The sequence below is a fragment of the Limimaricola cinnabarinus genome (genome assembly GCF_002723615.1).
GTDB lineage: Bacteria > Pseudomonadota > Alphaproteobacteria > Rhodobacterales > Rhodobacteraceae > Limimaricola > Limimaricola cinnabarinus_B.
This window is the reverse complement of record NZ_KZ304951.1, coordinates 611,580-638,465: the sequence shown is the minus strand read 5'-3', so window position 1 is coordinate 638,465 and position 26,886 is coordinate 611,580. Positions and strand designations below refer to the sequence as shown.

28 protein-coding genes and 1 tRNA gene are annotated in these 26,886 nt (G+C 69.3%); 15 read left to right on the top strand and 14 right to left on the bottom strand.

What is annotated here, in order from left to right:
• Positions 1-40: 40 nt before the first annotated feature.
• The 3 genes from CJ301_RS03040 to CJ301_RS03030 all read right to left on the bottom strand — a co-directional run bounded on the left by CJ301_RS03040 (position 41) and on the right by CJ301_RS03030 (position 2,369).
• A complete protein-coding gene (locus CJ301_RS03040) occupies positions 41-1,279 on the bottom strand; it encodes an aspartate kinase (RefSeq protein ID WP_099274040.1) in 1,239 nt (412 codons plus the stop codon).
• A gap of 96 nt (positions 1,280-1,375) precedes the next feature.
• Positions 1,376-1,798, bottom strand: a complete 423-nt coding sequence (locus CJ301_RS03035; protein ID WP_099274038.1) for a DUF1178 family protein — start codon at positions 1,796-1,798, stop codon at positions 1,376-1,378.
• Positions 1,799-1,868: 70 nt separating this feature from the next.
• Positions 1,869-2,369, bottom strand: coding sequence for an NUDIX hydrolase (locus tag CJ301_RS03030; RefSeq protein WP_254050044.1), 501 nt, complete (start codon positions 2,367-2,369; stop codon positions 1,869-1,871).
• A 123-nt stretch (positions 2,370-2,492) separates the two neighbouring features.
• Between CJ301_RS03030 and CJ301_RS03025 the strand changes: the two genes are divergently transcribed.
• The 4 genes from CJ301_RS03025 to modC all read left to right on the top strand — a co-directional run bounded on the left by CJ301_RS03025 (position 2,493) and on the right by modC (position 6,216).
• Positions 2,493-3,617 (top strand): acetoin utilization protein AcuC, encoded by a 1,125-nt coding sequence (locus CJ301_RS03025; protein WP_099274036.1) that lies wholly within the window; start codon positions 2,493-2,495, stop codon positions 3,615-3,617.
• A 63-nt stretch (positions 3,618-3,680) separates the two neighbouring features.
• A complete protein-coding gene (modA, locus tag CJ301_RS03020) occupies positions 3,681-4,466 on the top strand; it encodes a molybdate ABC transporter substrate-binding protein (protein WP_099274215.1) in 786 nt (261 codons plus the stop codon).
• Positions 4,463-5,155 carry a molybdate ABC transporter permease subunit gene (gene modB / locus CJ301_RS03015; protein WP_099274034.1) on the top strand — a complete coding sequence of 231 codons (693 nt, stop codon included), beginning with the start codon at positions 4,463-4,465 and terminating at the stop codon, positions 5,153-5,155. The genes modA and modB overlap by 4 nt, the downstream gene beginning before the upstream one ends.
• Entirely contained in the window at positions 5,152-6,216 is a 1,065-nt protein-coding gene (modC, locus tag CJ301_RS03010) for a molybdenum ABC transporter ATP-binding protein (RefSeq protein WP_099274213.1), read from the top strand. The genes modB and modC overlap by 4 nt, the downstream gene beginning before the upstream one ends.
• A 58-nt stretch (positions 6,217-6,274) precedes the next feature.
• Here modC and CJ301_RS03005 read toward each other — a convergent pair whose 3' ends face one another.
• Together CJ301_RS03005 and nhaC are read right to left on the bottom strand one after the other, a co-directional pair.
• A complete protein-coding gene (locus tag CJ301_RS03005; RefSeq protein ID WP_099274032.1) occupies positions 6,275-6,544 on the bottom strand; it encodes a DksA/TraR family C4-type zinc finger protein in 270 nt (89 codons plus the stop codon).
• A 124-nt stretch (positions 6,545-6,668) separates the two neighbouring features.
• A complete protein-coding gene (nhaC, locus tag CJ301_RS03000) occupies positions 6,669-8,204 on the bottom strand; it encodes a Na+/H+ antiporter NhaC (RefSeq protein ID WP_099274030.1) in 1,536 nt (511 codons plus the stop codon).
• Between the two features lie 226 nt (positions 8,205-8,430).
• Here nhaC and yghU point away from each other — a divergent pair, with 226 nt between their 5' ends.
• Positions 8,431-9,297, top strand: coding sequence for a glutathione-dependent disulfide-bond oxidoreductase (yghU, locus tag CJ301_RS02995; protein ID WP_099274028.1), 867 nt, complete (start codon positions 8,431-8,433; stop codon positions 9,295-9,297).
• 61 nt (positions 9,298-9,358) lie between these two features.
• Here yghU and CJ301_RS02990 read toward each other — a convergent pair whose 3' ends face one another.
• Positions 9,359-10,594, bottom strand: coding sequence for a lytic murein transglycosylase (locus tag CJ301_RS02990; protein WP_099274026.1), 1,236 nt, complete (start codon positions 10,592-10,594; stop codon positions 9,359-9,361).
• Positions 10,595-10,792: 198 nt separating this feature from the next.
• Here CJ301_RS02990 and CJ301_RS02985 point away from each other — a divergent pair, with 198 nt between their 5' ends.
• Positions 10,793-12,046, top strand: coding sequence for a cation:proton antiporter (locus CJ301_RS02985; RefSeq protein ID WP_099274024.1), 1,254 nt, complete (start codon positions 10,793-10,795; stop codon positions 12,044-12,046).
• Between the two features lie 17 nt (positions 12,047-12,063).
• On the opposite strand, the gene CJ301_RS02980 is transcribed toward CJ301_RS02985, so the two are convergent.
• A tRNA-Cys gene (locus tag CJ301_RS02980) sits at positions 12,064-12,137 on the bottom strand.
• Between the two features lie 198 nt (positions 12,138-12,335).
• On the opposite strand from CJ301_RS02980, the gene CJ301_RS02975 reads away from it, so the two are divergent.
• The 3 genes from CJ301_RS02975 to CJ301_RS02965 all read left to right on the top strand — a co-directional run bounded on the left by CJ301_RS02975 (position 12,336) and on the right by CJ301_RS02965 (position 15,390).
• Complete coding sequence (locus CJ301_RS02975) at positions 12,336-12,989, top strand: protein-L-isoaspartate O-methyltransferase family protein (RefSeq protein WP_099274022.1); 654 nt, start codon at positions 12,336-12,338, stop codon at positions 12,987-12,989.
• 55 nt (positions 12,990-13,044) lie between these two features.
• Positions 13,045-14,427, top strand: coding sequence for a TolC family outer membrane protein (locus tag CJ301_RS02970; protein WP_254050043.1), 1,383 nt, complete (start codon positions 13,045-13,047; stop codon positions 14,425-14,427).
• Between the two features lie 72 nt (positions 14,428-14,499).
• Positions 14,500-15,390 (top strand): hypothetical protein, encoded by an 891-nt coding sequence (locus CJ301_RS02965; RefSeq protein WP_099274018.1) that lies wholly within the window; start codon positions 14,500-14,502, stop codon positions 15,388-15,390.
• A 4-nt stretch (positions 15,391-15,394) separates the two neighbouring features.
• Here CJ301_RS02965 and CJ301_RS02960 read toward each other — a convergent pair whose 3' ends face one another.
• Entirely contained in the window at positions 15,395-16,843 is a 1,449-nt protein-coding gene (locus CJ301_RS02960; RefSeq protein WP_099274211.1) for a cobyric acid synthase, read from the bottom strand.
• Positions 16,844-16,914: 71 nt separating this feature from the next.
• On the opposite strand from CJ301_RS02960, the gene CJ301_RS02955 reads away from it, so the two are divergent.
• Complete coding sequence (locus tag CJ301_RS02955) at positions 16,915-17,484, top strand: cobalamin biosynthesis protein CobQ (protein ID WP_099274016.1); 570 nt, start codon at positions 16,915-16,917, stop codon at positions 17,482-17,484.
• 59 nt (positions 17,485-17,543) lie between these two features.
• Here CJ301_RS02955 and CJ301_RS02950 read toward each other — a convergent pair whose 3' ends face one another.
• Positions 17,544-17,867 carry a DUF6280 family protein gene (locus tag CJ301_RS02950; protein WP_026147324.1) on the bottom strand — a complete coding sequence of 108 codons (324 nt, stop codon included), beginning with the start codon at positions 17,865-17,867 and terminating at the stop codon, positions 17,544-17,546.
• A gap of 242 nt (positions 17,868-18,109) precedes the next feature.
• On the opposite strand from CJ301_RS02950, the gene efp reads away from it, so the two are divergent.
• Positions 18,110-18,673, top strand: a complete 564-nt coding sequence (gene efp, locus CJ301_RS02945; RefSeq protein ID WP_099274014.1) for an elongation factor P — start codon at positions 18,110-18,112, stop codon at positions 18,671-18,673.
• Positions 18,674-18,891: 218 nt separating this feature from the next.
• On the opposite strand, the gene CJ301_RS18575 is transcribed toward efp, so the two are convergent.
• Positions 18,892-19,317, bottom strand: a complete 426-nt coding sequence (locus CJ301_RS18575; RefSeq protein ID WP_162620397.1) for a hypothetical protein — start codon at positions 19,315-19,317, stop codon at positions 18,892-18,894.
• 31 nt (positions 19,318-19,348) lie between these two features.
• On the opposite strand from CJ301_RS18575, the gene CJ301_RS18570 reads away from it, so the two are divergent.
• Positions 19,349-19,780, top strand: coding sequence for a hypothetical protein (locus CJ301_RS18570; RefSeq protein ID WP_162620396.1), 432 nt, complete (start codon positions 19,349-19,351; stop codon positions 19,778-19,780).
• Complete coding sequence (locus CJ301_RS02940) at positions 19,726-20,115, top strand: hypothetical protein (RefSeq protein ID WP_099274012.1); 390 nt, start codon at positions 19,726-19,728, stop codon at positions 20,113-20,115. The genes CJ301_RS18570 and CJ301_RS02940 overlap by 55 nt, the downstream gene beginning before the upstream one ends.
• On the opposite strand, the gene ygfZ is transcribed toward CJ301_RS02940, so the two are convergent.
• From ygfZ to CJ301_RS02925, 3 genes are read right to left on the bottom strand one after another with little or no spacing between them, the layout of a single operon-like run.
• The gene (gene ygfZ, locus CJ301_RS02935) at positions 20,100-20,849 is read right to left on the bottom strand and encodes a CAF17-like 4Fe-4S cluster assembly/insertion protein YgfZ (RefSeq protein WP_099274010.1); all 750 of its coding nucleotides are present in this window, start codon (positions 20,847-20,849) and stop codon (positions 20,100-20,102) included. The genes CJ301_RS02940 and ygfZ overlap by 16 nt on opposite strands.
• Positions 20,850-20,880: 31 nt before the next feature.
• A complete protein-coding gene (locus tag CJ301_RS02930) occupies positions 20,881-22,674 on the bottom strand; it encodes an ABC transporter ATP-binding protein (protein WP_099274008.1) in 1,794 nt (597 codons plus the stop codon).
• Entirely contained in the window at positions 22,671-23,345 is a 675-nt protein-coding gene (locus CJ301_RS02925; RefSeq protein ID WP_254050042.1) for a phosphatase domain-containing protein, read from the bottom strand. Before CJ301_RS02925 ends, CJ301_RS02930 begins: the two co-directional genes overlap by 4 nt.
• A gap of 180 nt (positions 23,346-23,525) precedes the next feature.
• Between CJ301_RS02925 and CJ301_RS02920 the strand changes: the two genes are divergently transcribed.
• Both CJ301_RS02920 and CJ301_RS02915 read left to right on the top strand, forming a co-directional pair.
• Entirely contained in the window at positions 23,526-24,140 is a 615-nt protein-coding gene (locus tag CJ301_RS02920; protein WP_099274004.1) for a hypothetical protein, read from the top strand.
• A 73-nt stretch (positions 24,141-24,213) separates the two neighbouring features.
• Positions 24,214-25,395 (top strand): pyridoxal-phosphate-dependent aminotransferase family protein, encoded by a 1,182-nt coding sequence (locus CJ301_RS02915; RefSeq protein WP_099274002.1) that lies wholly within the window; start codon positions 24,214-24,216, stop codon positions 25,393-25,395.
• Between the two features lie 4 nt (positions 25,396-25,399).
• On the opposite strand, the gene phaZ is transcribed toward CJ301_RS02915, so the two are convergent.
• Positions 25,400-26,794, bottom strand: coding sequence for a polyhydroxyalkanoate depolymerase (phaZ, locus tag CJ301_RS02910; RefSeq protein ID WP_099274000.1), 1,395 nt, complete (start codon positions 26,792-26,794; stop codon positions 25,400-25,402).
• Between the last annotated feature and the right edge of the window lie 92 nt (positions 26,795-26,886).

The following is a 26,886-nucleotide window of genomic DNA, read 5'->3' as shown; positions in this document are numbered from 1 at the left end:
CCGCCCTTTCACCGCCGGGCCCCGGGGGGTGTGCTCCCGGTCAGGCGGCCTTGTCCAGCCCGAAGGCATCATGGAGGGCCTGCACCGCGAGTTCCATGTATTTCCGGTCGATCAGCACCGAAATCTTGATCTCGGAGGTGGTGATGACCTTGATGTTGATGCCCTCGGCCGAGAGCGCCTTGAACATGTCGGCGGCGACGCCGGTATGGCTGCGCATGCCGATGCCCACGACCGACACCTTGGCGACACCGGTGTCGGTGACGAGATCGTTGAAGCGGATGTCGCCGCGCTCACGCGCCGCCTCGACCGCCTTTTCGGCCCGCATCACCTGATCATTGGGGCAGGAGAAGGTCATGTCGGTGCGACCTTCCTCGGAGATGTTCTGGACGATCATGTCCACGTTCACCCCCGCATCGGCCAGCGCGCCGAAGATCGCCGAGGCGATGCCGGGCCGGTCGGCCACGGAGATGAGCGTCATCTTGGCCTCGTCGCGCGAATAGGCGACACCGGCGACCACGTTGCTTTCCATGATTTCCTCCTCGTCGCAGACGAGCGTTCCGGCCTCGTCGGACTGTTCCTCGAAGCTCGACAGCACGCGCAGCTTCACCTTGTAACGCATCGCCAGCTCGACCGAGCGGGTCTGCAGCACCTTGGCCCCGAGCGAGGCCAGCTCCAGCATCTCCTCGAAGGCGATGCGGTCGAGCTTGCGCGCCTTCTCGCAGATCCGCGGATCGGTGGTGTAGATCCCGTCCACGTCGGTGTAGATGTCGCAGCGCTCGGCCTCGAAGGCCGCGGCGAAGGCCACGGCCGTGGTGTCCGATCCGCCGCGCCCCAGCGTGGTGATCCGCCCCTCGGGGCTGACGCCCTGAAAGCCCGCGATCACCGCGACCTTCATGCCTTCGGCGAATTTCGCGCGGATGTTCTCGGGCGGGATGTCGAGGATGCGGGCGGCGCCATGGGCGGAGGTGGTCTGCACCGGCACCTGCCAGCCCTGCCAGCTGCGGGCGGGCACGTCCATCTCCTGCAGCCGCAGCGCCATCAGCCCCGCGGTCACGTTCTCGCCCGAGGAAGTGACGGCGTCGTATTCGCGCGCGTCGTACATGGGCGAGGTCTCGCCCACCCAGCCCACCAGCTCGTTGGTCTTGCCGGCCATGGCCGACACGATCACGATCACCTCGTGACCCTTGGCCACCTCGACGGCCACGCGTTTCGCGGCCCGGTGGATCCGGTCGAGCGTGGCGACCGAGGTGCCGCCGAATTTCATCACCAGGACCGACATGTCTCTCCCCGCGCAGATTTCGGCGTCTCCATAGCGGCGGGGCGACGCGAGGGCAATGCGCGACCGCGCATCCGTGGCAAAGCTGCCTCTATCGGCTCAGTTGGCGCGGCGTTTGGGCCCGAAGGGCAGGGGGGTCACCGGGACGCCATCCTCGATCAGGCGGCGCGCCTCCTCGGGGCGGGCCTCGCCATGGATCGCGCGCTCGGGCGCCTTGCCCTCATGCATGGCGCGCGCCTCCTTGGCGAAAGCGTCGCCCACATAGTCCGAATTCGCCTCGACCTTGCGCCTGAGCTCGGCCATCGCCTTTTCCAGCGGGGTGCCGGGCTCGGAGAGCCTGCGCGCCGGGGGCGTGGCGTTTTCGCTCACCGAGGGCGACATCAGCGCCTTGCGCACCTCCGCCGCGCCGCAGACCGCGCAGGAGAGCTGGCCCGCGCGCTCCAGCGCGTCATAGGCGCCGGCGGAGGCGAACCAGCTGTCGAAGGCATGGCCGTTCTTGCAGGTAAGGTCGTAGCGGATCATCGGCGCGGGTCCCGGTGGCACATGTAATCGAGATAGGCGCTCGGGCGGGCCGGTGCAAAGCCCCTGCGCTTCACGAGGCCGCGGGATGCGCCGCAGGCTCGGGCATCTGCGGCATGGGCTCGAAGCCGAGCAGCATCCGGTGCAGGTCCGGCGCGTCGAGCTTGGCCGCCGCGCGTGCGGGCGAGAACCACTTGCGCCGCCTCTGGCCGCGCTCGGGCCAATCGTCGAGCACCCGATCGACCCGCAGCGGAAAGACCATCGCGACATGCGGCGCGCCGGATTTCACATAGGACCACAGGCCGAGGCAGCGATCCTCGGGCTGGCCCAGAAGCCCCGCCTCCTCGCGCGCCTCGATCGTTGCGGCCTGCGCGGGCGTGACGCCATCCATCGGCCAGCCCTTGGGCAGGATCCAGCGGCCCCGCCCGCGGCTGGTGACGAGGCAGATCTCCAAGCCATCCCCGGCCATGCGCCATGGCAGCGCCGCGAACTGCGTGCGCGCGAGACGCTGGTGCCTCTTGGAGATGCGGAGCGGAAGCTGGATCATGCGGGCCTTGGGATGGTTCGCGTTCATCGTTCGCGTCCAGAGCGAAATCGCACAACCGCGCCGGGGCTGGCAAGGGCGCGGCGCGCGCTATCTGCGCCATGGTGGCAAGGAGGTCGCGCTTGTGAAAGGGGCGTCGGGAATGAAAGAGGCATGACCGTATCGGCGCGCTTCATCGGATCGGAGATCTACCGCGGGTCGAGCTATGGCGACTGGCACCCCTTGCGTGTGCCGCGCGTCTCGACGGTGATGGACCTTGCCCGCGCGCTGGGCTGGCTGCCGGCGGAGAGCTATATCCGCAGCCCGCGCGCGCGGCCCGCCGCGCTGCATGCCTTTCACACGCCGGAGTATGTCTCGGCCCTGCTGGCCGCCGAGGAGGCGCAAACCGTCAGCCCGCGGATCCGCGAACGCCATCACCTCGGCACGCCCGCCAACCCGGTCTTCGCCGAGATGTATCGCCGCCCGGCGACCGGGGTGGGGGGCGCGCTGCTCGCGGGCGAGCTTCTGCGCCAAGGCGGACGGCTGCACCTGCCCGGCGGCGGCACGCATCACGGGCTGCCGGACCGGGCCAACGGGTTTTGCTATCTCAACGACCCGGTCTTCGCGATCCTGTCGCTCAAGGCGCATGGCGCGCGGCGCGTCGCCTATGTCGATATCGACGCGCATCATTGCGATGGGGTCGAGGCGGGCTTTGCCCGCGATCCCGAGACGCTGCTGGTTTCGACCCACGAGGAGAACCGCTGGCCGCGCACCGGCGCGGTGGAGGAGGAAGGCGCGGGGCAGGTGTTCAACCTGCCGATCCCTTCCGGCGCGGGCGACGACGCGATGGCGCTGGCGCGCGACCGGGTGATCCTTCCCGCCGTCGCGGCGTTTCGCCCCGACGCCATCGTGCTGCAATGCGGCGCGGACGCGCTGCTCGAAGACCCGCAATCGCGGCTGGCCATGTCGGGCCATGCACATCTGGACGTGCTGCGCGCGCTGTTGCCGCTGGCCCCGCGCTTCGTGCTGATGGGCGGCGGCGGCTACAACCCGTGGGGCGTGGGGCGGCTTTGGACCGCGGCATGGGGCGTGCTTTCGGGGCGCGAGATCCCCGAGCGGCTGCCCGGCCCCGCGCAGGCGGTGCTGCGCGGGCTGGAATGGCGCGGGCAGAAGCGGGTGAAGATGCCGCCGGAGGCCTGGCTGACCTCTCTCGTCGATCCGCCCCGCCCGGGCGCGATTCCCGACATGTTGCGCGCGCGCGTCGCGGCGCTCGAAGCACGGCTGGTCGCCTGGGTCTGAGGCGCGCTCTTGCGGTGCGGGGCCACGGGATGCAACAGACGCGGGCATGACACGAGGTGGATGATGCTGGTGAAATCCTTATCCGCGGCGCTGATGCTGGCGCTCGCGCCGACCGGCCCGGTGTGGGCCGAGATCCTGACCTTCGCGGCGGCGAGCCTCGGCGGCCCGCTCGACCGCGTGGTGGAGGTCTGGGAGGCGCGGGGCGGCGCGGAGGTGACCGTCTCCTATGCGGGCAGCTCGGCGCTGGCGCGGCAGATCATGGCGGGCGCGCCGGCCGATCTCTTCATCTCGGCCAACGAAGACTGGATCGAGGAGGTCGCACGGGCCGGGCTGATCGAGACCGATAGCCGCCGCGACATCCTCGGCAATGCCCTCGTGCTGATCGCCGCCGATGCGGAGGCGTCCGCCGTCGAGATCGGGCCGGGCTTCGATCTCGCGGCGCGGCTGGGCTCGGGGCGGCTCGCCATGGCGCTCATTGATGCGGTGCCCGCCGGGCAATATGGCCGCGCGGCGCTGGAGGGCCTCGGGCTGTGGGAGGGCGTCGCGTCGCGCGTCGCGCAGGCCGAGAACGTGCGCGCGGCGCTGGCGCTGGTGGCGAGCGGCGCGGCGCCTTACGGCATTGTCTATGCCACCGATGCGGCCGAGGAGCCGCGGGTGACGGTCATGGGCAGCTTTCCCGCCGACAGTCACCCGCCGATCCGCTACCCGGCGGCGCTTCTGACCGGGGCGGACCCAAAGGCAGCGGATTTCCTCGATTTCCTGACCGGCCCGGAGGCGGGGGCGATCTTCGAGGCCGCGGGGTTCACCTTGCCCGAAGCCGGGCTTTCCGAAGCGGAGCCCTGCGAATGACCGACTGGCTCGGCCCCGCAGAATGGCAGGCGGTGCGGCTGTCGCTCAAGGTTTCGGCCACTGCCGTCGCCGCGAGCCTGCCGCTGGGGCTTTTATGCGCGCTGGCGCTGGCCAAGGGGCGGTTTCCGGGGCGGCAGCTTCTCAACGGGCTGGTGCATCTGCCGCTGATCCTGCCGCCCGTCGTGACGGGCTACCTGCTGCTCGTGGCCTTTTCCCGGCAGGGGCCGCTCGGCGCGCTGCTCGAACCTCTGGGCATCAGCTTCGCCTTTCGCTGGACCGGCGCGGCGCTGGCGGCGGCGATCATGGCCTTTCCGCTGATGGTGCGGCCCATGCGGCTGGCCTTCGAGGCGGTGCCGCCCGCGCTGGAGCAGGCGGCGGCGACGCTCGGGGCCTCGCGGCTGCGGGTCTTTGTCACGGTGACGCTGCCGCTGGCGCTGCCCGGCGTGGTGGCGGGGGCGATCCTCGCCTTTGCCAAGGCGATGGGCGAGTTCGGCGCGACGATCACCTTCGTCTCCAACATCCCCGGCGAAACCCGCACCGTCCCGACCGCGATCTACGCTTTCCTGCAGATGCCGGGCGGCGAGGAGGCGGCGCTGCGGCTCGTGGCGGTTTCGGTGGCGCTGGCGATGGGGGCGCTGCTGGTTTCGGAATGGCTGTCGCGCCGGATCGCGCGGCGGGTGGCGGCATGATCGAGGTGCAGGTGAAAAAGCGGCTCGGCGGCTTCGATCTCGACGCCGATTTCGCCGCACCGCCCGGCGTCACCGCGCTGTTCGGCAGGTCGGGCTCGGGCAAGACCAGCGTGATCAACGCGGTGGCGGGGCTCATGCGCCCCGAAGCGGGCCGGATCGAGATCGACGGGACGCTGCTTTACGACCGGGCGCGGCGCATCGACGTTCCGGTGCATCGCCGCCGGATCGGCTACGTGTTTCAGGATGCGCGGCTGTTTCCGCATATGAGCGTGGACAAGAACCTCGCCTATGGCGGCAGCCATGACCGCGACCGGGTGATCGCGATGCTGGGGCTGGGCGATCTGCTCGACCGCCGCCCCGCCGCGCTGTCTGGCGGGGAGAAGCAGCGCGTGGCGATCGGGCGGGCGCTGATGAGCCATCCGCGGCTCTTGCTGATGGACGAGCCGCTCTCGGCGCTCGACGCGGCGCGCAAGGCCGAGATCCTGCCATGGCTGGAGCGGCTGCGCGACGAGGCGGGTCTGCCGATCCTCTATGTCAGCCACGCCGCCTCGGAGGTCGCGCGCCTCGCCACGACGGTGGTGGTGATGGAGGCGGGGCGCGTGATGCGCGCGGGCGCGGTGGCCGAGGTGCTGTCGGACCCGGCGGCGGTCGGCATGATCGGCGCGCAGGAGGCGGGGGCGGTGGTGCGCGCGCGCATCGCCGGGCTCGACCGGATCGACGGGCTGACCGAGCTTGCGCTGTCGGGCGGGCGGATCGTGCTGCCCGGGCGGTTGGGCGGCATCGGCACGCATCTGCGGCTGCGCATCTCGGCGCAGGACGTGATCCTCGCGCGCGAAAAGCCGGAGGGGCTCAGCGCGCTCAACATCCTGCCGGCCGAGGTGACGGCGCTCGACGAAGGCCCGGAGGGCGTGGCCGTGGGTCTGGCCTGCGGCGCGGACCGGCTGCTCGCCCGCGTCACCCGCCGTTCGGCGCGCGCGCTCAGGCTCGCGCCCGGCCTGCGGCTCTGGGCGATCGTCAAGGCCAGCGCGGTCGCGCCCGACGATGTGGGCGGCGCCGTCTGAAGGCGGCGCGCGCCTCCCGGTTCATCTTTCCTCAAATACGCAATCCCGACGCCGGCCTTCAGCGCAGCTGGCTGTCCTTGGAGCCCCTCCGGTTGAAGCCGCCGCGCATCTGCGGCCGGGCGTCGCGTCCTTGCTGGCACTCGACGCAGAGCTTCACCCCCGGGATCGCCGCGCGGCGCTTCTCGGGGATCTCCTCGTCGCATTCCGCGCAATGGGTGGCGCTTTCTCCCACGGGTCCGCGCCGGGCCTGCATGCGTTTCAGCTCGTCATTGATCGAGGCTTCGATCTGTTCTTCCACCGCGCCGTCGCGCGCCCAACCTCCGGCCATGTGATGTCCTTTCCGTTCGGCTTTCCCTTTCGAGATAGGGACGCGCCCGCGCCAACCAACCCCGCCAAACGCAAAACGCCCCGCCGGTGAGGGCGGGGCGTCGTCTGGCGCAAAGCGCATCCGATCAGATCGGCATGGCTTCCTTGGAGGGGCCGGGATCGCCGAGGTGATCGTGATCCGTGAGGTCCATGATGTCCTCGTTGTCGTTGGCCCAGTTGGTGCGGTCCTGTTCGGAGGCCTTGGGCGAGAACAGCCCGGTGATGGCGTAGAACACGCCGATCACGGGGGCGGTCCAGCAGGCGAAGGCCAGCGGGATGTAGAGCAGGTTCTCGAGATTGCCGTCCATGATGCCGAGGCCCAGCGCGGTGATGACGAAGGCGCCGCCGGCGTTCCACGGGATCAGCGGGCTCATCAGCGTGCCGCCTTCCTCGACGGCGCGGCTGAGGTTGAGCGTCGAGTAGCCCATGCCGCGATAGAGCGGGGCGTACATCCGGCCCGGCAGGGCGATCGAGATGTAGGGATCGCCCGCCACCACATTGGTCGCGAAGGCGGTGAAGATGGCCGAGGATTGCACCGCGGTGAAGCTCTTCACCTTGTTGACGATCGACAGGATGATCGACTCGAGGCAGCCGGTGCGCTCGAGCGCGCCACCAAAGCCCAGAGCGATCAGCATGAGCGAGATCGTCCACATCATCGACTGGATGCCGCCCTTGTTCAGCAGCGTGTCGATATCGGCGATGCCGGTGTCGATCGCGTAGCCCGACTGCGCGAAGGTGAAGACGTCATGCAGGCCCACACCTTGCTGGAAGATCGCGATCACGCCGCCCAGCAGCACGCCCGCGAAGAGCGAGGGCAGCGGCGGCTGGCGAAACAGCGCAAGGGCGATCACGAGCAGCGCCGGCAAGAGCGGAATCAGGCCGAGGTTGAAATCCTGGCTCAGGCGCTCGGTGATCTGGGTGATCGCCTGCAGCGAGGTATCGGCCGGTTCGATCAGCCCGTAGCCCGCGACGATGTAGATGCCCAGCGCGATCAGCATCGCGGGCACGGTGGTCGGCAGCATGTTCTGGATGTGGTCGAAGATGTTCACGCCGGTCACGGCGGGGGCGAGGTTGGTGGTGTCCGACAACGGCGAGATCTTGTCGCCGAAGAAGGCGCCCGAGACGATCGCGCCCGCGGTCCAGTACATCGGGATGCCGAAGCCCGCGCCGATGCCCATCAGCGCCACGCCGATGGTGCCGACGGTGCCCCAGGAGGTGCCCAGCGACAGCGAGACGACCGCACAGAGGATCATCGCCGCGGCAAGGAAGATCGAGGGGTTGAGCAGCGTCAGCCCGTAATAGATCAGCGTCGGCACGGTGCCCGAGGCGATCCAGACGCCGATGATCATGCCGACCACGATCAGCACGGACAGCGAGGGCAGCGAGACGTGGATGACGTGGAACACGCCTTCGCGGATATCGGTCCATTTCTGGCCGCGCAGCACGCCCAGAAGGCCGGTGATTGCGAGGCCGATCACCAGCGGGATATGCGGCGTGAAGTCGCCGAAATAGAAGAGCTGCAAGGCCAGCAGGCCCAGTGTCAGCACGACCGGCAACAGGGCCAGTCCGAGGGAAGGCAGGTTTCTATCGGTCACGTGGGAGCATTCTCCTGACTGTTTCATCGCGCGACTTATGGGGGAGATAGCGGAGAATTGCCACCGGGGTAGAGGATTTTCGGCTGAAAACCCCTCAGATGAAAGGCTTATGGAACCGCGAAAGCCTCTGATCGCGGGCGAAATGGCGGTGGTGCGCGAAGCTGCATGGAGATGTGCGCGGCCGGTCCCTCGACAGCGCGCCCCCTTGGGGACATCTATCGGGGCAGCACGTCACAATCACAGGACCGCCGCGATGAAGGACAATGCCGACTATACCCCGCCCAAGGTGTGGAGCTGGGATGCCGAGAATGGCGGCCAGTTCGCCAAGACCAACCGCCCCGTTGCCGGGGCCACGCATGACAAGGCGCTGCCCGAGGGGGAGCATCCGTTCCAGCTTTATTCGATGGCCACGCCCAACGGGGTGAAGGTCACGGTGCTGTTCGAGGAGCTGCTCGAAGCGGGGCACACGGGCGCGGAATACGACGCCTGGCTGATCAGGATCGGCGATGGCGACCAGTTCGGCTCGGGCTTCGTCGAGTTGAACCCGAACTCCAAGATCCCGGCGCTGCTCGACCGCTCGGGCGAGGCGCCGCAGCGCGTGTTCGAATCGGGGGCGATCCTGCTGCACCTGGCCGAGAAGTTCGGGGCCTTTTTGCCCAAGGAGGCGGGACGGCGCACCGAGGCGCTGAGCTGGTTGTTCTGGCAGATGGGCAGCGCGCCCTATCTCGGTGGCGGCTTCGGGCATTTCTATGCCTATGCGCCCGAGAAGTTCGAATACCCGATTAATCGTTTCACGATGGAGACCAAGCGCCAGCTCGACGTGCTGGACCGGCATTTGGCCGAGCATGAGTTCATGGCGGATGAATATTCCATCGCCGACATGGCGATCTGGGCCTGGTACGGCCAGCTGGTGCTGGGGCGTCTCTACGACGCGGCGGAGTTTCTCGATGTCGAGAGCTACAGCCATGTGATGCGCTGGGCCAAGGCGATCGACGCGCGCCCGGCGGTGCAGCGGGGCCGGATGGTCAACCGCGCCTTCGGCGATCCGGCGCTGCAGTTGCACGAGCGTCATTCGGCCGAGGATTTCGAGACCAGGACGCAAGACAAGATCGGCGGCTGAGGCCGCCCTCTTGCCCAACGCCGGGCCGGTGCCTCGGGGCACCGGCCCTTTTCATGGGCTCTCAGCGAAGAAGCGCGGCTTTCATCGCGCCGTCGGGAAAGCAGGTCGGGGCCTGTCCCGTGGCCTGCTGCCAGCGCCCGATGGAGCGGCGGGTCTTGTAGCCTGCGAGCCCGTCCGCGCCGCCGACATCGTGGCCCATCGCCTCCAGCGCGCGCTGCATCGCCGCCACGTCCGAGCGCATCAGCCCGCCGACCGCGCCCCAGCGCCCCGCGAAATCGCCCGAGCCATAGGCGATCCGGTCGCCGACATGGCCGACGAAGAGCGCGTAGAGATCGCTCATGTTGTAGTCCTTGAGCACGTAGAAGTTCGGCGTGACGATGAAGGCCGGGCCATGCCGCCCGGCGGGCATCAGCAGGAAGCCTTCGGCGCGGGCCTCGTGATCGGGGAAGGGGCGGCCGGAGACGCGGGTGATCCCCATCGCGGCCCAGTCGCGGATCGCGCGGCCCTGATCGGGGCCCTCGAGCGCGCAGGAGACCGAGGCAGGCACGCGCACCTCGAAGCCCCAGTCGCGCCCCGCGACCCAGCCATGCCGCGCGAGATAGGTGCCGATCGAGGCGATGGTATCGGCCTCGGAGCGCCAGATGTCGGCCCGCCCGTCGCCATCGCCGTCGGCGGCATGGGTCAGGAAGCTTGACGGCATGAATTGCGGCTGGCCCAGCGCGCCCGCCCAGCTCGATTTCATCGCCCGGGGCGCGACATGCCCGGCCTGTGCGATGCGCAGGGCGGCCAGAAGCTCGGCGGTGAAGTAGTCGGCCCGGCGGTCCATGAAGCCCTTGGTGCCCAGCACGCGAAAGGCGTCATGCGGGATCGCGGCGCGGCCATAGGCGCTTTCGCGGCCCCAGATCGCGAGGATGATGTGACCGGGCACGCCTGTCGCCCGTTCCACGCGCGACAGGGCGCCCGCGTGGCGCGCGGCCATCTGCCGGCCGACCGAAGCCGCGCCCTCGACCGCGCCGCGCCGGAAATAGGCGCCGGGGCTGGCAAACTCGGCCTGCCGCTGTCGGCGCGGCGCGGTGCCGCTCGTGCCGGGCGGCACGAGGTCGGGCAGGTCCCAGTCGAGGGTGACGCCCGAGAAGGCCGCTTCGAACACGCCGCGCGAGACGCCGTCTTCGCGGGCGCGCGGCCAGATCCGCTGTTCGAGCCAGCCCCGGAACTGCCGCTCGACCGCGGGGCGATCCTGCGCGGCGAGCGGGCCGGGCAGGGCGAGCGTGGCGAGAAGCAGCAATAGGCGCAGCATGTCGGGCTCCGTTCGGCTGGGGGGTGCGCGCGCGAGACTAGGGAGCGCGGAGGGACCTGTCACGCCACGCGGCCCTCGGGCGGCGCGATCCCGCCGCCGGGCGGCCCCGCCATTGCCGCGACGCCCGCACTTGCCGTGCCCCCGCCGCGCCGCAGTTTAGCCGGTGACGCGAGCATGGGCGCAGGGAGCCGGGACAAGATGCAAGGCGAGCCGTTTTTCGGGCTGAACCCCTACCACGTGGCGCTGGCGGTGCTGGGCATCGTCGTCATCCTCGCGCGCTGGCTGCCGCGGCTGATCTCCAAGCGCGAGCCGGCGGCGGCGCCCTTGATGATCCTGTTCGGCGCGGGCGTGGCGCTTTTGCTCCCCGATATCCTGACGCTGCCCGATCCGCGCGAGACGCCGCTGCCATGGGAGCTGGTGAGCGAGCTGACCGTCATCGTCGCGCTGTTCGGCTCCGGCATGCGGCTCGACGAGCTGCGCCCCTGGAAGCGCTGGGGGGCGACCTTCCGGATGCTGGGCATCGCCATGCCGCTGACGATCTTCGCGGTCGCCTTGCTTGGGGTGGGGCTCGAAGGGATGACCGTCGCGGGCGCGATCCTTCTGGGCGCGGTGCTGGCCCCGACCGACCCGGTGCTGGCCGCCGACGTGCAGGTCGGCCCGCCGCAGGAGGGCAAGGAGCACCCGGTGCGCTTCACCTTGACCACGGAGGCCGCGCTCAATGACGGGCTGGCCTTTCCCTTCGTCTATCTTGGGCTGATCGTCGCGGCCGAAGGGCTCAACCCCGGCGCATGGGCCTTCGACTGGCTGTGGCGCGACGTGCTCTACCGGATCGCGGTCGGCACGGTTGTGGGCTGGCTCGGGGCCAAGGCGCTGGGCTACGTGCTGTTCCGCCTGCCGCCCGACGCGGCGCTGGCGCAGACCGGCTCGGGCGTCGTCGCGCTGGCAGGCATCCTGCTGTGCTACGGCTCGACCGAGCTGATCGAGGGCTATGGCTTCATGGCCGTGGCGGTGCTGGGGCTGACGCTGCGCCGGATCGAGAAGGACCACCAGTTCCACCGCCGCCTGCATGATTTCTCCGAATCGATAGAAAACGCCCTGACGGCGGCGCTCTTGGTGGCGCTGGGCACGATGCTGCCGCTGCTCATCGCCGATCTGACATGGATGCAGGTCGCACTCGCACTGGTGTTCCTGCTGGTGATCCGGCCGGTGGCGGGGTGGGTCGCGATGGCAGGCATGGGCATGGACCCGCGCGATCGCGGCATCGTCGCGGTCTACGGCGTGCGCGGCATCGGTTCGATCTACTACCTGTGCTACGCGGGCAGCCACATGGAGTTCCTGAACGAGGATGCCCTGTGGTCGCTGGTGGCGCTGGTGATCCTCGCCTCGACCTTGCTGCATGGCTTCAGCGTCGGCTGGGCGATGGAGCGGTCGAGCGAAACGCCGCGCGGCTGATCCAGAACAGGGGGAAATGGAGGCGGGTACCGGAATCGAACCGGTGTGCACGGATTTGCAATCCGCTGCGTAACCACTCCGCCAACCCGCCTCGGTGCCGGTGTCACTAGGGTCTGCCGAAGGGGGCGTCAAGCGGTTATCGCGCGGGGTCCGCCGCGAAGGGGCGGCCGAGTGTGACCCGCAGGCCCCGTGCCGCGGCGCGGGGCGGGCAGGGGGCGCTGCGCAGTTGCCGCTTCGCCGGCATTGTGGCATCAGGGCCATGGCGAAACTGAACGAAAGAGTCCGGTCCGTGGTTGATTATGCGACCCGCCGCGTCTTCATGGTCGACACCCAGGTGCGGCCCTCCGACGTGACGAAATTCCCGATCATCGACGCGATGCTCGATGTTCCCCGCGAAGCCTATGTCCCCGCCGCGATGCGCGAGGCCGCCTATGTGGGCGAGAACCTCGTGCTGAGCGACGACCGGGTGGTGCTGGAGCCGCGCACGCTGGCCAAGATGCTCGACGGGCTCGAGATCGATCCGCAGGACGCGGTGCTCGATCTGGGCTGCGGGCTGGGCTATTCCACCGCGCTTCTGGCGCGGATGGCGGGCTTCGTCGCCGCGGTCGAGGATGACGAGGCGCGCGCCGCCGAGGCGCAATCGCTGCTCTCCGAGAACGGCGTCGACAACGCCGCCGTGATCTGCGGGCCGCTCAACGAAGGCGCGCCCAAGAGCGCGCCCTACGACGTGATCATCCTGCAAGGCGCCATCGAGCGTTTCCCCGATGCGCTGGCCGAGCAGCTGCGCGAAGGCGGACGGGTCGCCGCGATCTTTGCCGAAGGCGCGCTCGGCGTCGTCCGAATCGGCTACAAGATCGACGGCCGCATCTCCTGGCGCTTTGCCTTCAATGCCGGGGCCCCGCTTTTGAAGGGCTTCGAAGCGACACGGGACTTCGTGCTGTAAGTCGAACAACGACAAGAAAACAGAGTGGGGCGCTATGCGGCGATTTTGGGGAAGCTTGATTTTGGGCGCCGGTCTTGCCGCCGCGCTGGCCGGGGCGACGCGGGCCGAGACGCTCGCGGATGCCCTGGCCTATGGCTATGAGAACAGCGGCCTGCTGGAACAGAACCGGGCGCTGCTGCGCGCTGCCGACGAGGGCTCGGCGCAGCTGCTGGCCACGCTGCGGCCGATCATCAGCTGGTCGGCGAACACGAGCGCCGCATCGAGCTCCAGCATCCGCGGGCTCAATGCCGCGGAGCGCCGCGCAAACGATATCGAGTTCGACAACATCAACCTGAGCGCGCAGGCCACGCTTTCGGCCTCGCTGCTGCTCTATGATGGTGGCCAGACCCGCTACAGTCTGGATTCGCAAAAGGCGCTGGTGCTGTCGACCCGCGAGCAGCTGCGCCAGGTCGAGCTGCAGGTGCTGCAACGGATCGTCGATGCCTATCTCGGCGTGCAGCGGGCCGCGGCCTTCGTCGAGCTGCGCCGCAACAACCTGCGGCTCATCACGCAGGAGCTTCAGGCCGCGCGCGACCGCTTCGAAGTGGGCGAGATCACGCGGACGGACGTCTCGCTCGCCGAGGCGCAGCTTGCTTCGGCGCGCAGTGCGCTTGCCGCCAATGAGGGCGATCTCGTCCAGGCGCAGGCCGAGTTCCGCGCCGCGGTGGGCCGCGCGCCCGGCTCGCTCGCCACGGTTCCCGATGCGCGGATTCCCGGCAGCCTCGAAGAGGCGCAGGCCATCGCGCGGCGCGAACATCCGGCCATTCTCCAGGCCCAGCATTCGATCAGCGTGGCGGAGCTCAACATCGCCGCCGCCGAGGCCGCGAAACGCCCGACCCTGTCGCTCGGCAGCAGCATCTCGATCGACAATGAATTCGAGGACTCCGAATCGATCGGCCTGTCGCTCGACCAGACGCTCTATTCCGGCGGTCGGGTCGAGAGCCGGGTGCGCGAGGCCAAGGCCCGCCGCGACGCCGCGCGCGCCGCGCTTCTGAACTCCAGCCGCACCATCGACCGCAATGTCGCCAATGCCTATGCGCTGTTGCAGGTCGCCCGCGCCAGCATCGAGGCCTCGGGCCGCGAGGTGCGCGCGGCACAGGTCGCCTTCGACGGGCTGCGCGAAGAGGCGCAGCTCGGCGCGCGGACCACGCTCGACGTGCTCAATGCCGAGCAGGACCTGCTCGATGCGCGCGCCACGCTCGTCTCGGCGCAGATCGACGAGACGCTGGCGACCTATGTCGTGCTGTCGGCGATCGGCCGGCTGACGGCGGAGCAGCTGGGCCTTCCGGTGCAGGTCTACGACCCGACCGCCTATTACAACCTCGTGCGCAACGCGCCCTCGGGAAGCTCGGAGCAGGGCCGCGCGCTCGACCGGGTGCTCGAGGCCATCGGTCGTTAACCGCGGCTGGCAGGATTCTTGCCCGAACCTGCGGCCTTCGCTAGACTTCATCCGAGGCAAGCAGGGTGGAACATGTCCGATCCGGTCAAGAGCGTCGAAATCGAGGATGTCCTGTCCTCCATCCGCAGGTTGCTTGCCGATGGCGAGCAGCAGGCCCCGGCGCCGGGGCCGCGCCCCGTCGACCGGTCGGAGCAGGCGGCGGCCGCTCCGGCCCGCGCGCGCCCCGAGCGCCGTGCCGATGCGCCGCTGGTGCTGACCCCGGCGCTGCGGGTTGCCGGCCGGGCCGAACCGCCCGCCGCCGAAGCCCCGTCATCTGCCCCGTCGCCCGCGCCGTTTCCGCCCGCCACAGGGCGCGGCGCGGCGGAGGCGCCCGATGATGATTTCGAAGCGCCCGATCTGCCCCAGGCCGCGCCCTCGCAGGAGCCGGGGCTCAGATCGCGGCTCGAAGCGACGATCGCCGAGCTCGAATCGGCGATCACCCATCAGGTCGAGGAATGGGAGCCCGATGGCAGCGAACCGGCGCCGGTGATGGACTGGGCCAGCGCCCGGGCCGAGGACGCGCCCTTCCTGAGCCGCCGTCACGCCCATGCGCAGGAGAGCGCCGCGCAGCGCGTGCAGGCCGCGCCGACCGAGGCCCCCGCGCCGGAGGCCCGGTTCCACGACGGACTGGCAGAGGAAACGGCTCCGCAGGCCGATCCCGCCCCCGAGGCACGGGCCGCGGCGACAGAGGCGCCGATCCCGGCCGCGCGCGTCAAGGCCCCCGTTACCGAAAGCGCCGCGCCAAGCGCCCGTCCCGAGGCGGAGCAGGCGCCGATCGTCGACGAGGAAATGCTGCGCCGGATCGTCACCGAGGTCCTGCGCGAAGAGCTGCGCGGCCCGCTCGGCGACCGGATCACAAGCAACCTGCGCAAGCTGGTGCGCCGCGAAATCTTCCGCGCGCTGGCCAGCGGCGAGGTCGACTGATCGCTCAGACCGGGGCGGCGAGGTCGAGCAGGCGGTCGATGTCGAGATGCCGCTCCAGATGCGCGGCCAGCGCGTCGAGCGTCGTCTCCACCTCCGCCTCGTAGCTGCCGCGCGAGGCACCGCCCAGCTCCGCCAGCACCTGCGCCCGAAAGCCATCATCCGAGAACAGCCCGTGCAGGTAGCAGCCGCGCACCCGGCCATCGGGGCTGGCCGCGCCTTCGGGCCGGCCCTCGATCTCGATCCAGTGGCGCGCCGCGTGATCGGGGCCCTCGGTGCGGCCGATATGGATCTCGTAGCCGCTGATCGCACCGCCGCTTCGCAGCCGCCCCTCGACCAGCCCGAGACGCTTTTCGGGATGCATCACGGTGTGCACATCGAGAAGGCCCAGGCCCTCGACGGTGCCGGGCGCGCCTTCGATGCCCTCGGGGTCGGCAATGCTGCGCCCCAGCATCTGATAGCCGCCGCAGATCCCCATCACTTGCCCGCCGCGCCGCAGATGCGCGGCAAGGTCGATGTCCCAGCCCTCGGCGCGAAAGGCGGCGAGATCGGCGATGGTCGATTTCGAACCGGGAATGAGCACCAGATCGGCATCGCCGGGCAGGGGGCGGCCCGGTTCGATCATGACCACGCTCACATCCGGCTCGGCCGAGAGCGGATCGAGATCGTCGAAATTGGCGATCCGGTTCAGCCGCGGCACGGCGATCTTCACCGGCCCGCCGGGGCGCGAGACGATCTCGGCGCTGTCTTCCGCCGGCAGCCGCCAGGCTTGGGCGAAATGCGGCACGATGCCCAAGGGCGCCCAGCCGGTGCGTTGGGCGATGAAGGCCATGCCATCGGTGAAAAGGCCGGCATCGCCGCGAAACTTGTTGACCGCGAAGCCGCGGATCAGCGCGGCATCCGCCGCATCGAGCACCGCGTGGCTGCCCACGAGCTGCGCGATGACGCCGCCCCGGTCTATGTCGCCCAGCAGAACGACCGGCACCCCTGCGGCCTGCGCAAAGCCCATATTGGCGATGTCGCCCGCCCGCAGGTTCACCTCCGCCGGGCTGCCCGCCCCCTCGACGATGACCAGATCATGCGCCGCGGCGAGGCGGTGAAAGCTGTCGAGCACGCGCGGCAGCAGGGTCGGCTTCAGCGCCGCGTAATCGCGCGCCCGCGCGGTGGTGAGCCTTCGGCCCTGCACCACGACCTGCGCGCCGGTTTCGCTTTCGGGCTTCAGAAGCACCGGATTCATGTCGGTCTGCGGCGCGATTCCGGCGGCGCGGGCCTGCAGCGCCTGCGCGCGGCCGATCTCGCCGCCATCCATCGTCACGGCGGCGTTGTTCGACATGTTCTGCGGCTTGAAGGGCGCCACCGAAAGGCCGCGCCTGCGCAGCGCGCGCGCCAGCCCCGCCACGATCATCGACTTGCCGACATTCGAGCCCGCGCCCTGGATCATGATCGCCCGTGCCATGCGCATCCCCGTTGCCGCTCGCCGTCGCCCTGCGGTAGCTGTCCGGGGGCGGGGCCAGCAAGGGAAAAGCGATGAACACGCCGGCGCATCTGATCTTCGGCGCGGCGGCCTTCGGCCAGCCGGGGCGGCCCCGTGTGACGGCGGCGGCGCTTTTGGGCGGGCTGGCGCCGGACCTGTCGCTCTACCTGATGGTGGCCTGGGCGCGCTTCGTGTCGGAGGTGCCCGCGCGGGTCATCTTCTCGGAGTATTACTTTTCCGACGCCTGGATGGCGGTCTTCGCCATCGACAACTCGATCCCGATCTGGACCGCGCTTCTGGCGTTTGCGCTGTGGCGGCGTTGGCCGGTGCTGCTGGCCTTTGCCGGGGCGGGATTGTTGCATCTCGCGCTCGATCTGCCGCTGCACGGGGCCGATGCGCGGCCCATGCTCTGGCCACTGAGCGATTGGCGCTTCGAATCTCCGTTCAGCTACTGGGATCGCCATCACCATGCCGGGATCGTCGGCCCGCTGGAGGCGGGGCTGTCGATCGCGCTCACCGGCTGGATGCTGTGGCGGTTCAGGAGCCTCGCCATGCGCGCGGCGCTTGCGCTGCTGCTCGTCGCCGAGCTCGGCTCTTCGGGGATCTGGCGCTTCGTCTTCTGAAACGAAAAACGCGGCCCCCGGGGGGAGCCGCGCGTTTTTCACAAGTCCTCGGGCCGCGATCAGGCGGCGCGGGACTCGAGCTCTGCGGCGTGACGACGCTCGCTCTCCTCGCGCGACAGCGCGACCGAGGTGCGCACGCCCTTGCCCACGAATTCCATCAGACCCGCGACGACCCGCTCATTGGGGTCGATCCCGGCGCAGGACAGCACCTCGCGCCCATCGCGCGACCGCGCCCAGCGGGCGATCTGCTCGGGCCCGTTGCCGTATTTCTTGTCGTCGGCGATGGCGTCATCCAGAGCGGCAAGGACGACGGCCGCGAAGAGCTTGCGGGCGCGGTTGCCCTGCTCGTTGTTGTAGGCGGTGCCGTCAACGAAATCCTTCATCATGCTTCCTTACGTTCTTTTTGCTCTTGTCGCCAATGCGTCCCGGTGACTTACCGAATTTGCGCGTGATTCGATGCGTCGCAGTTGGAATGGCAGTTATGCGCTATGCGCATGGCTTCGGGTCAGGCAACGTGGTGGAGCGGTGGCGGGCTTGGCTCAACTTGCTTATGATCGACCCGCGAGATATAGGCGGGGGCCAATTCCGATCAACCCATTGCCCCTTTTCCGCCACATGGACCGACATGCCCAAGATCAACGGTAACGAAATTCGCCCCGGCAACATCCTCGAGCACAATGGTGGCCTGTGGGCCGCCGTGAAGGTCGATCATGTCAAACCCGGCAAGGGCGGCGCCTTCGCGCAGGTCGAGATGAAGAACCTGCGCAACGGCTCGAAGCTCAACGAGCGTTTCCGCTCCGCCGACAAGGTCGAGCGCGTGCGCCTCGAGCAGCGCGACCAGCAGTTCCTGTTCGAGACCGACGGCATGCTGACCTTCATGGACAGCGAGACCTACGACCAGATCGCGCTGCCCGCCGAGCTTCTGGGCGATCGCCGCCCGTTCCTGCAGGACGGCATGACGGTGCATATCGAGTATTACGGCGATGAGGCGCTCAACGTCTCGCTGCCGCAGAAGGTCACCTGCAAGATCGTCGAGACCGAGCCGGTGGTGAAGGGCCAGACGGCGGCCAACAGCTTCAAGCCGGCGCTGCTCGACAACGGCGTGCGGGTGATGGTGCCGCCCTTCATCGGCCAGGACGAGGACATCGTCGTCAACACCGAGACCATGGAATACGCCGAGCGCGCCTGACCCGGCGCAAGCGGTCCGGGCGCGGATGCGCGCTGTGCCGGAATGCGCAATCAGATCAGGCGAGGCGGCTCCGGCGGGGCCGCCTCGTTTCGTTCAAGGCGGCCCGATCCGCGCCCTGCCGGATCAGGGCAGGGTTGTTGCACCCGACAGTGCCTCCCTGTCGGGGTGACGTCGCGTCATCGCTGCCACAGATGGCCCGTCTGCTGATGCATTACTGGTCAGGAGGCACCGTTATGGCCCGCATGAAGTTCTTTTCCCCCGGATCCTGGATCTATCGCTATGCCGATTTCGACAGGGCCGAGATCGCTTCGATCGGCAGGAGGAAGATCGTGCTCGACTATACCGGCGAGGACTGCAATCCCTAGGAAAGCCCGGCAAAGGCGGTGAGAACCCTGTCCAACGCCCAGCTCCACACGCCGTCGCAGGGCTTCGATGCTGGGCAGGACCTGCTGCGCGGTGACCGTATCGACAAGATCGTCTGAAAGAACGAGGACGGCGCCCGCCAGATGGTGCTCGACAGGATCGATCTCGATCCCGGGGTGTTCCTGCACAGCCTGAGATACAGCCCCTACCAGACCTATGCCCTGTTGACCGCGCAGGACGCTTTTCGTCAGCAGGTCGGATGCCGAGGAGGGCTCGGACATCACGACCGGTCCGGGCGAGGATCTGGTCCGCGTGGCGCGGGGCGGCTCCTACATCAAGGACCGGGGCGGCGCCGATACCTATCGCGGCAATGCCGATGCCCATGACACCGTGAGCTACAACTTCTGGGGGCAGGGGCCGCGCATTCCGTCGAGCGGGATCGACGCCAATCTCAAGCGCGGCCGCGTCGATGGGCCGGATGGCGAGACCGACCGCCTGATCTCGATCGAGCAGCTGCGCGGCACGCTCCTCGACGACGTGTTCCGCGGCGACGGGCAGGACAACATCTTTCACGGGTTACGGGGGATGCCCGGCTGGTCGACCGGGGCGGGTTCGACATCGCGAGCTACCAGCGCGAGGAGGCCGATGACGGCGGCGACGGCATCATCGCCAACCTCGCCCGCGGCACGATGCGCGACGGCTTCGGCACCACGGACCGGTTCAAATCCATCAAGGGGGTATTAGGGTCCAAGGGCGACGACGTGATGCGCGACAATTACTTCGACGGCGATGACGGCGATGACGGCGATGACCGCATCTTCATGAAGGTGGGCGATGATTGGGCGCGCGGCGACAGCGGGGCCGACACCTTCATCTTTCTCAGCCGCAAGTTCGGCCATGACAAGATCGGCGATTTCGATCCCGATGAGGGCGACCGGATCGACATCCGCGTCGCCGCCTCGATGGATGATCAGAACGTCTTCACCGATGAGAACGGCACGGGCATCGCGCTCGACGCCGACAACGACGTGTTTCTCGAAGGCTATTTCGGCGAGGTGGAGCCCTATCTGCTGCTGTGATCGCACAGCCGCAAGGCGGCATCCCCGGCCCGCATCTCGCCCTGCGCCCGGTCGAAGCGCAGCCATGCGATGGCGCGGTCGCCCGCGCGGCTGTGCAGCGTGCCCACGGATTTCTCTCCGGCGGTGATCGGCGTGCCCGGCGCGGCGTCGCCCTCGATGGCGACGCGCCCGAAGCCCTTGCGCAGCTCGGTCTTGTGCTTCATCCGCGCGGTGACCTCTTGACCGACATAGCAGCCCTTCCTGAAGTCGACGCCGCCCATCCGCTCGAAACCCGCTTCGAGGATATAGGTGTCGGGGCCCAGCTCGCTGCCCCATTCGGGGATCAGATGCTCGACCCGGATCGCGGTCCAGTCCGAGCCATCATCGCCCGAAGCCTCGCCATAGAGCCGCCAGCCGAGATCGGGATGGCGCGGATCGGGCAGGGCGCCCTCGGGGGCGGGGCCGGTGCCGCGCGACACCTTCACATCGGCCTCGGCCAGCGCCACATCGGCGCGCAGCTTGTACATCGACAGCCGCTGGAACAGCTGCGGCGCGACATCGGCGGCCACGTCGATCAGGATGCGCTCCGCCTCTCCCTTGAGGAAGAAATCCGCGATCAGCTTGCCCTGCGGCGTCAGCAGCGCGGCATAGGCGAGGCCGTCCTTCGCCCGCGCGATGTCGTTGGTGACGAGCCCTTGGAGGAACTCGTCTCGGTCGGCGCCGGTGACGGCGATGATGCTGCGATCTTGTGTCATGCCCCCTACATAGGCGTGGCAGCCGTCCGCGTCAGCCCGTCTCGGCGTCGCGGAACTGCAGCGCGTGCAGATCGGCATAGATGCCGCCGCGCGCCAGAAGCTCGGCATGGCTGCCCTGATCCACCACCTCGCCCTGATCCATCACCACGATGCTGTCGGCGCCCTGCACGGTCGAGAGCCTGTGCGCGATCACCAGCGTCGTGCGCCCCTTCGAGAGCCGCTCCAGCGCCTGCTGCACCACGGCTTCGGATTTCGTGTCGAGCGCGCTCGTCGCCTCGTCCAGAAGCAGCACCGGCGTGTCGCGCAAAAGCGCGCGGGCGATCGCCACGCGCTGGCGCTGCCCGCCCGAAAGCGCCGAGCCGCGCGGGCCGGCGGGGCTGTCGAGCCCGTTGGGCAGGCGCGGCAGGAAGTCCGAGACATGGGCGGCGTCGAGCACCTCGCGGAGCCGCGCCTCGCTGACATCGGTGCGGCCCAGAAGGATGTTGTCGCGTACCGTCTCGTCGAAAAGGAGCGCGTCCTGCGAGACGACCGAGATCAGCCCGCGCAGCTCTTCGAGCCTGAGCGCGCGCGTCGGCACGCCGCCGATGGTGATCTCGCCCGATTGCGGATCGACCAGCCGGGCGAGCAGGTTGAACACGGTGCTCTTGCCCGCGCCCGAGGCCCCGACCAGCGCCGTCGTCCGCCCGGCGGCGGCGGTGAAGCTCGCGCCGCGCAGCACCGGCAGCTCGCCATAGGACAGATGCACCCCGTCGAGCCGGATTTCCGGCGCGCCCTCGGGCGCGCTTTGCGGGCGGGCGGGCGAGGTGAGCGAAGGCCTGGCTTCGAAGATCGCGCGCAGCCGCTCGAGGCTGGCCGCCGCCGTCTGCCATTGCCCCGAGATGTTACCCAGCCGGCGCAGCGGTTCGAAGGCGAGGCTCATGGCGGTGAAGAAAGCCATGAACTGGCCCACCGACTTGTCGCCCGCGATGATCTCGGCGCCGCCGTAGAACAGCACGCCGAGAAATCCCAGCCCGGTCATGATGTCGATCATCGCCGGGATGGCGGCCTGCCCCGAGGCGGCGCGGATCTCGGCGCGCACCCGCGCGTCGATCAGCCGGCCATAGCGCTCGGACTGGTAGGATTCGAGCGCGTTGAGCTTGATCGGGGCGATGCCGTGGAACACCTCGTCGAGCCGGGTCGACATGTGCGCCGCGATCTCGCGCGAGCTGCGCGAGCGGCGGCGGACGTATTTCTGCGCGATCAGCGAGGGCAGCACCAGCACCGGAACGCCGACCAGCGCCACCAGCGTCCAGCGCCAGTCGACCGAAAGCGCCACCGCGAACAGCGACACCACCGAGATGAGATCGCGCCCCGCGCCGGTGACGAGCGTGGCCCAGACCTGGTTGATCGCCGTGACGTCGCCCTGCACCCTCTCGATGAGATAGCCCGGCGGGTGGGACTGGTGCCAGCCGCCATCGAGCCGCATCAGATGCGACAGCAGGTCCGAGCGCAGCGCCGCGGCGCTGCGTTCGCGGATCATCGTCATGATCACCCGCTGGCTCATCGAGGTGATGGCGCGCATGATGAAGATGCCCAGCACCACCACGCCGACGATCCACAGCGCATCGGTGCGGCCCGCGACGAAGACCTCGTCGAACATCGGCTTCATCATCGAGGCGAAGAGGCCCAGCGAGCCGCCCTCGATCGCCATCAGCACCATGGCGACGATGAGCCAGCGCCAGTGCTTCGAGAGATAGCCCCGCCACAGCCACAGGAACAGGCCCCGCCCGTCGGTCTGCACCGGCGCGGGATTGGCGTCGGCGGGCGGGCGCAATGCGGCGGTCATGCCTTGGTCCGCCCGGCCTCGAAGCCCTGCTGCGCAGCCTCGGCGTCGTATTCCGTGGCGATCCACTCCTCGATGCCGATCGGACCCTGCGCCTGCCGCGCCTCATAGAGATCGAGGATGTGATCGAGCACGCCGGTGCGCGAGCGGCGGAAATGCAGGAAGCGGGGGTGCAGCTGGCGGCGGGCCTCCTCGATCGGATGCCCCTCGGCCAGCAAATGCAGGGCCGAGGCGAAGCCCGCGCGATCCGCGCCCGACTTGCAATGCATCACCACCGGGCGCTCGGCCTCGCGCAACAGCGCGAAGAGCCGCAGGATCTGCTCGGGCGGAGCGGCGCGGCGGGCGGAAAGCTGGGTCGAGACCAGCCGCAGGCCCAGCGCGCGGCAGCTTTCCGCCTCGAAGAGATAGCGCGGATGCGGGCCTTCGCCGCGCAGGTTGATGACGGTGCGGATGCCGATCTTGGCCATCTTTCCGAACCGCCCATGGGTAGGCTGGTTGGAGCGGAACACGCCCGGGCTGACGAGGTGGAAATTGGTCCACCAGTAGCGCAGGATCGCATGATCGAGGATCAGGTAGCTGGCCAGCGCCCGCCGCCGCGACCCGGCATCGGCGATGTCGTGATGGCGCATGCGCGCGCGCCGTTCCCACGCTCTCAGCCCGTCGAGAAGTTTCATCGCCCATCCCATGCGTCATCTGGCCATGCGTCATCTGGCCATGCGTCATCTGGCCATGCGTCATCTGGCCATCGCGTCATCCGAGCCGTGCATAAGCCTCCCCGTGCCCCCTCGCAAGCAGGCGGGGTTTGACGGGGGCGGGATCGCGGCCTAGGGCAGGGCGATGACGGGGAGGCGCGGATGGACGTGGAACGCATCGAAGTGATCGACAGGATGCGGCTCTGGCCGAGCCACGCGGCGCTGGCCGGGCGGATCTGCCGGGTGAAGTGGGGCGCATGGGCGGTCTATCTGCCCGGGCCGCAGCTCAAGATCATGCATGCCGTGGCCGGACGGCAGCATTGCATCTACCACAAGGCGCCCAGGCGCGAGGAGGTGCTGGGCGGGTTCGACCGGCGCGAGGGCGCGCAGGACTGGGCGCGCGCCTTCACCACGCCGGTGCTGCGGCGCGTGGCCGAGAACTGGGTGATGTTCAGCCGGCTGCACGCCGCGGGGATCGGGCCGGAGCCGAAGGGGCTGGTGGCGATCCGCGATTATCGCAGTTTCTTCTCGCGCGGGCGCGGCATCACCGCCGGTCTGCGGCTCGCGGATCTGACGAAGTATCCCGAAAAGGCCCCGACCACCGAGGATGAGCTGCGCGCCGCGGGCATCATCCCCGATTACAGCCGCGCTTCGCTGCGCGAGCAGATCCGCGGCTATGTCAGCGATCTCAACAACCTGCGCGGCGCGATGCCCGAGGAGGGCGAGGCCGAGGTGGCGGCGGTCGAGGCGGCGCTGGCACGGGCGCTCGGGCAGTGATGGGGCGTTGACGCGGCGCGCGGGCGGGGCGAGGCTGCGGCCCTGACATCCCCCCTCGCGCGAGGCCCTTCGCATGACGCTCTCCCATGGTCGCCCCTATCTCGCCATTCCCGGCCCCTCGGTCATGCCCGACCGGGTGCTCGCGGCGATGCAGCGGCCCGCGCCCAACATCTATACCGGCGCGCTGCACGAGATGACCGCGACGCTCATTCCCGATCTCAAGCGGGTGGCGGGCACCGCGCATCACGCCGCGATCTACATCGCCAATGGCCACGGCATGTGGGAGGCGGCGCTCCTCAACGTGCTGGCGCGCGGCGACCGGGTGCTGGCGCTGGTCTCGGGGCATTTCGGGCAGGGCTGGGTCGCCACGGCGCGTGCCTTGGGCGCCAAGGTCGAGGTGATCGAGAGCGACGGCGCGAGCCCGGTCGCGCCCGAGCGGCTGGAGGCGCGGCTCAGGGCCGACAGGGGCCACGAGATCCGCGCCGTGATCGCCTGCCATGTCGATACCGCCACCGGGGTGCGCGCCGACATGGCCGCCTACCGCGCCGCGCTCGACGCGGCGGGGCATCCAGGGCTCCTGATGGCCGACTGCATCGCCTCGATGGGCTGCGACCGCTTCGAGATGGACGCGTTAGGCGTCGATGTCGCGATCACCGCGAGCCAGAAGGGGCTGATGACGCCGCCGGGGCTGGGCTTTGCGTTCTTCAACGACCGTGCGGCGGAGGCGCGGGGCCGGGCCGACATGGTGACGCCCTATTGGGACTGGCGCCCGCGCGCGGCGCCGGAGCTTTACTACCAGTATTTCGCGGGCACCGCGCCCACGCATCTTCTCTATGCGCTGCGCGCCGCGCTCGGTCTCGTCGGCGAGGAGGGGATGGAGGCCATCTGGACCCGCCACGCGCGCCTCGCCGCCGCGATCTGGGCGGCGGTGGAGGCCTGGGGGCGCGAAGGGGAGATGCGGCTCGGGGTGCGCGCGGCGCAGGACCGCAGCCACGCGGTGACCTCGGTCGGCCTCGGCGCGCCCGATGCCGACCGGCTGCGCGCGTGGTGCGAGACGGAGATGGGCGTGACGCTGGGCATCGGCCTCGGGCGGACGCCGCCCGAGGGCTGGTTCCGCATCGGCCATATGGGCCATGTCAACGCGCATATGGTGCTGGGGGCGCTGGGTGCGATCGAGGCCGGGCTTTCGGCGCTGTCGATCCCGCATGGCGGGGGCGGCGTGGCGGCGGCGGCCAGGGCGCTGGCCGCCGCCTGATCGCTCAGCTTCCGGGCTGGGCCGCGGCCTTGGCCGCCGGCTTCGACTTGTTGTCCTTCGCTTTCGCGGGGCTAGGTGCCGGGCCGGGCTTCGCCGCCGGTGCCGCGGCCTTTTGGGCAGGCGCGGTGGCCGATCCGCCGCCGGGCTTGGCCGCGGGCGCGCCCGGCGCGTCCGAATTGGCGTCGATGAACTCCAGCACCAGCGGCCGGATGTTGTTGCGCCAGCTGGAGCCCGCAAAGATGCCGTAATGCCCGGCGCCGGGCTCCAGATGCGCGGCCTTCTTGTCCTCGGGCAGGCCGGTCAGCAGGTCGAGCGCGGCGAGGCATTGGCCCGGCGCGGAGATGTCGTCCTTCTCGCCCTCGACGATCTTCACCGCGACGGAGCTGATCTTGCCAAGATCGAGCTGCCGGCCATCGACGGTGAAGACGTTGCGCGCGATGTCGCGGCTCTTGAACACCCGCTCGACGGTCGAGAGGTAGAACTCGGCCGTCATGTCCATCACGGCAAGGTATTCGTCGTAGAACTGGTTGTGCTTGTCGTGCTCGGACGCCTTGCCATGGGCGGCGCGGAAGATCTGGTCGGTGAAGGCCTGCGCATGGGTCGAGGCGTTCATCGTGATGAAGGAGGCCAGCTGCAGCAGGCCGGGATAGACCTCGCGGCCCACACCCTTGTACTTGAAGCCGACGCGCTGGATCATCGAATGTTCGAGCTGGCCCATCGTCACCCGGCTGCCGAAATCGGTCACGTCGGTGGCGGCGGCATCGGGGTCCACCGGCCCGCCGATGAGCGTCAGCGAGCGCGGCTGCGCCGCCGCGTCGTCCTCGGCCAGCATCGCGGTCGCCGCCAGCGTCAGCGGCACCGGCTGGCACACCGCGATCACGTGCAGGTCGGGCCCGAGATGGCGCATGAACTCGGCCACGTATCTGGTGTAATCCTCGACGTCGAACTTGCCGGCGCTGACGGGGATGTCGCGGGCGTTGTGCCAGTCGGTGATGTGCACGTCGCAATCGGGCAGCAGGCTGATCACCGTCTTGCGCAGCAGCGTGGCGTAGTGGCCCGACATCGGCGCCACCAGCAGCACCCGCCGCTTCGGCGATTTGCGCCCCGGCGTGGTAAAGCGGATCAGGTCGCCGAAGGGCTTTTCCAGCAGCGTCTCCACCCGGACGACATGGTCCTTGCCGTCGGGGCCGGTGATCGAGGGGATGCCCCAGTCGGGCTTGGCCACCATGCGCTCGAAGCTGCGCTCGGTCACCTCGCCCCAGGCCCGGAGCATCTGCATCGCCGGGTTGGCGGTCATCGCCATCGCCGGATAGTCGCCCATGGCACGCGCGGTCGCACCCAACCACTGGTTGGTATTGCGTACGCTTTCCATCAGGTCGTAGGTCGGCATATACTTCATCTGACTGCTCCAGGCAGGGGGTCGGGGGTCCGCCGGGCCTTTCCCCGCCTTGACGGCAGACGGGGCGCAAACCCGTCCCGGCAGGCCGCATG

Bases quoted from the DNA above. Each gene is read 5' to 3' on its own strand.
- yghU (WP_099274028.1), top strand. From the start codon at position 8,431: ATGAAGGACAATGCCGACTATACCCCGCCCAAGGTGTGGAGCTGGGAT.
- nhaC (WP_099274030.1), bottom strand. From the start codon at position 8,204: ATGAAACAGTCAGGAGAATGCTCCCACGTGACCGATAGAAACCTGCCT.
- CJ301_RS02915 (WP_099274002.1), top strand. From the start codon at position 24,214: ATGACGCTCTCCCATGGTCGCCCCTATCTCGCCATTCCCGGCCCCTCG.
- modA (WP_099274215.1), top strand. From the start codon at position 3,681: ATGCTGGTGAAATCCTTATCCGCGGCGCTGATGCTGGCGCTCGCGCCG.
- CJ301_RS02955 (WP_099274016.1), top strand. From the start codon at position 16,915: ATGAACACGCCGGCGCATCTGATCTTCGGCGCGGCGGCCTTCGGCCAG.
- modB (WP_099274034.1), top strand. From the start codon at position 4,463: ATGACCGACTGGCTCGGCCCCGCAGAATGGCAGGCGGTGCGGCTGTCG.
- modC (WP_099274213.1), top strand. From the start codon at position 5,152: ATGATCGAGGTGCAGGTGAAAAAGCGGCTCGGCGGCTTCGATCTCGAC.
- CJ301_RS03025 (WP_099274036.1), top strand. From the start codon at position 2,493: ATGACCGTATCGGCGCGCTTCATCGGATCGGAGATCTACCGCGGGTCG.
- CJ301_RS02930 (WP_099274008.1), bottom strand. From the start codon at position 22,674: ATGACCGCCGCATTGCGCCCGCCCGCCGACGCCAATCCCGCGCCGGTG.
- CJ301_RS02965 (WP_099274018.1), top strand. From the start codon at position 14,500: ATGTCCGATCCGGTCAAGAGCGTCGAAATCGAGGATGTCCTGTCCTCC.
- CJ301_RS02925 (WP_254050042.1), bottom strand. From the start codon at position 23,345: ATGAAACTTCTCGACGGGCTGAGAGCGTGGGAACGGCGCGCGCGCATG.
- CJ301_RS03030 (WP_254050044.1), bottom strand. From the start codon at position 2,369: ATGAACGCGAACCATCCCAAGGCCCGCATGATCCAGCTTCCGCTCCGC.
- CJ301_RS03005 (WP_099274032.1), bottom strand. From the start codon at position 6,544: ATGGCCGGAGGTTGGGCGCGCGACGGCGCGGTGGAAGAACAGATCGAA.
- phaZ (WP_099274000.1), bottom strand. From the start codon at position 26,794: ATGAAGTATATGCCGACCTACGACCTGATGGAAAGCGTACGCAATACC.
- CJ301_RS02940 (WP_099274012.1), top strand. From the start codon at position 19,726: ATGCGCGACGGCTTCGGCACCACGGACCGGTTCAAATCCATCAAGGGG.
- efp (WP_099274014.1), top strand. From the start codon at position 18,110: ATGCCCAAGATCAACGGTAACGAAATTCGCCCCGGCAACATCCTCGAG.
- CJ301_RS02990 (WP_099274026.1), bottom strand. From the start codon at position 10,594: ATGCTGCGCCTATTGCTGCTTCTCGCCACGCTCGCCCTGCCCGGCCCG.
- CJ301_RS03035 (WP_099274038.1), bottom strand. From the start codon at position 1,798: ATGATCCGCTACGACCTTACCTGCAAGAACGGCCATGCCTTCGACAGC.
- CJ301_RS02920 (WP_099274004.1), top strand. From the start codon at position 23,526: ATGGACGTGGAACGCATCGAAGTGATCGACAGGATGCGGCTCTGGCCG.
- CJ301_RS02985 (WP_099274024.1), top strand. From the start codon at position 10,793: ATGCAAGGCGAGCCGTTTTTCGGGCTGAACCCCTACCACGTGGCGCTG.
- CJ301_RS18575 (WP_162620397.1), bottom strand. From the start codon at position 19,317: ATGTCCGAGCCCTCCTCGGCATCCGACCTGCTGACGAAAAGCGTCCTG.
- CJ301_RS02950 (WP_026147324.1), bottom strand. From the start codon at position 17,867: ATGAAGGATTTCGTTGACGGCACCGCCTACAACAACGAGCAGGGCAAC.
- ygfZ (WP_099274010.1), bottom strand. From the start codon at position 20,849: ATGACACAAGATCGCAGCATCATCGCCGTCACCGGCGCCGACCGAGAC.
- CJ301_RS02960 (WP_099274211.1), bottom strand. From the start codon at position 16,843: ATGGCACGGGCGATCATGATCCAGGGCGCGGGCTCGAATGTCGGCAAG.
- CJ301_RS03040 (WP_099274040.1), bottom strand. From the start codon at position 1,279: ATGTCGGTCCTGGTGATGAAATTCGGCGGCACCTCGGTCGCCACGCTC.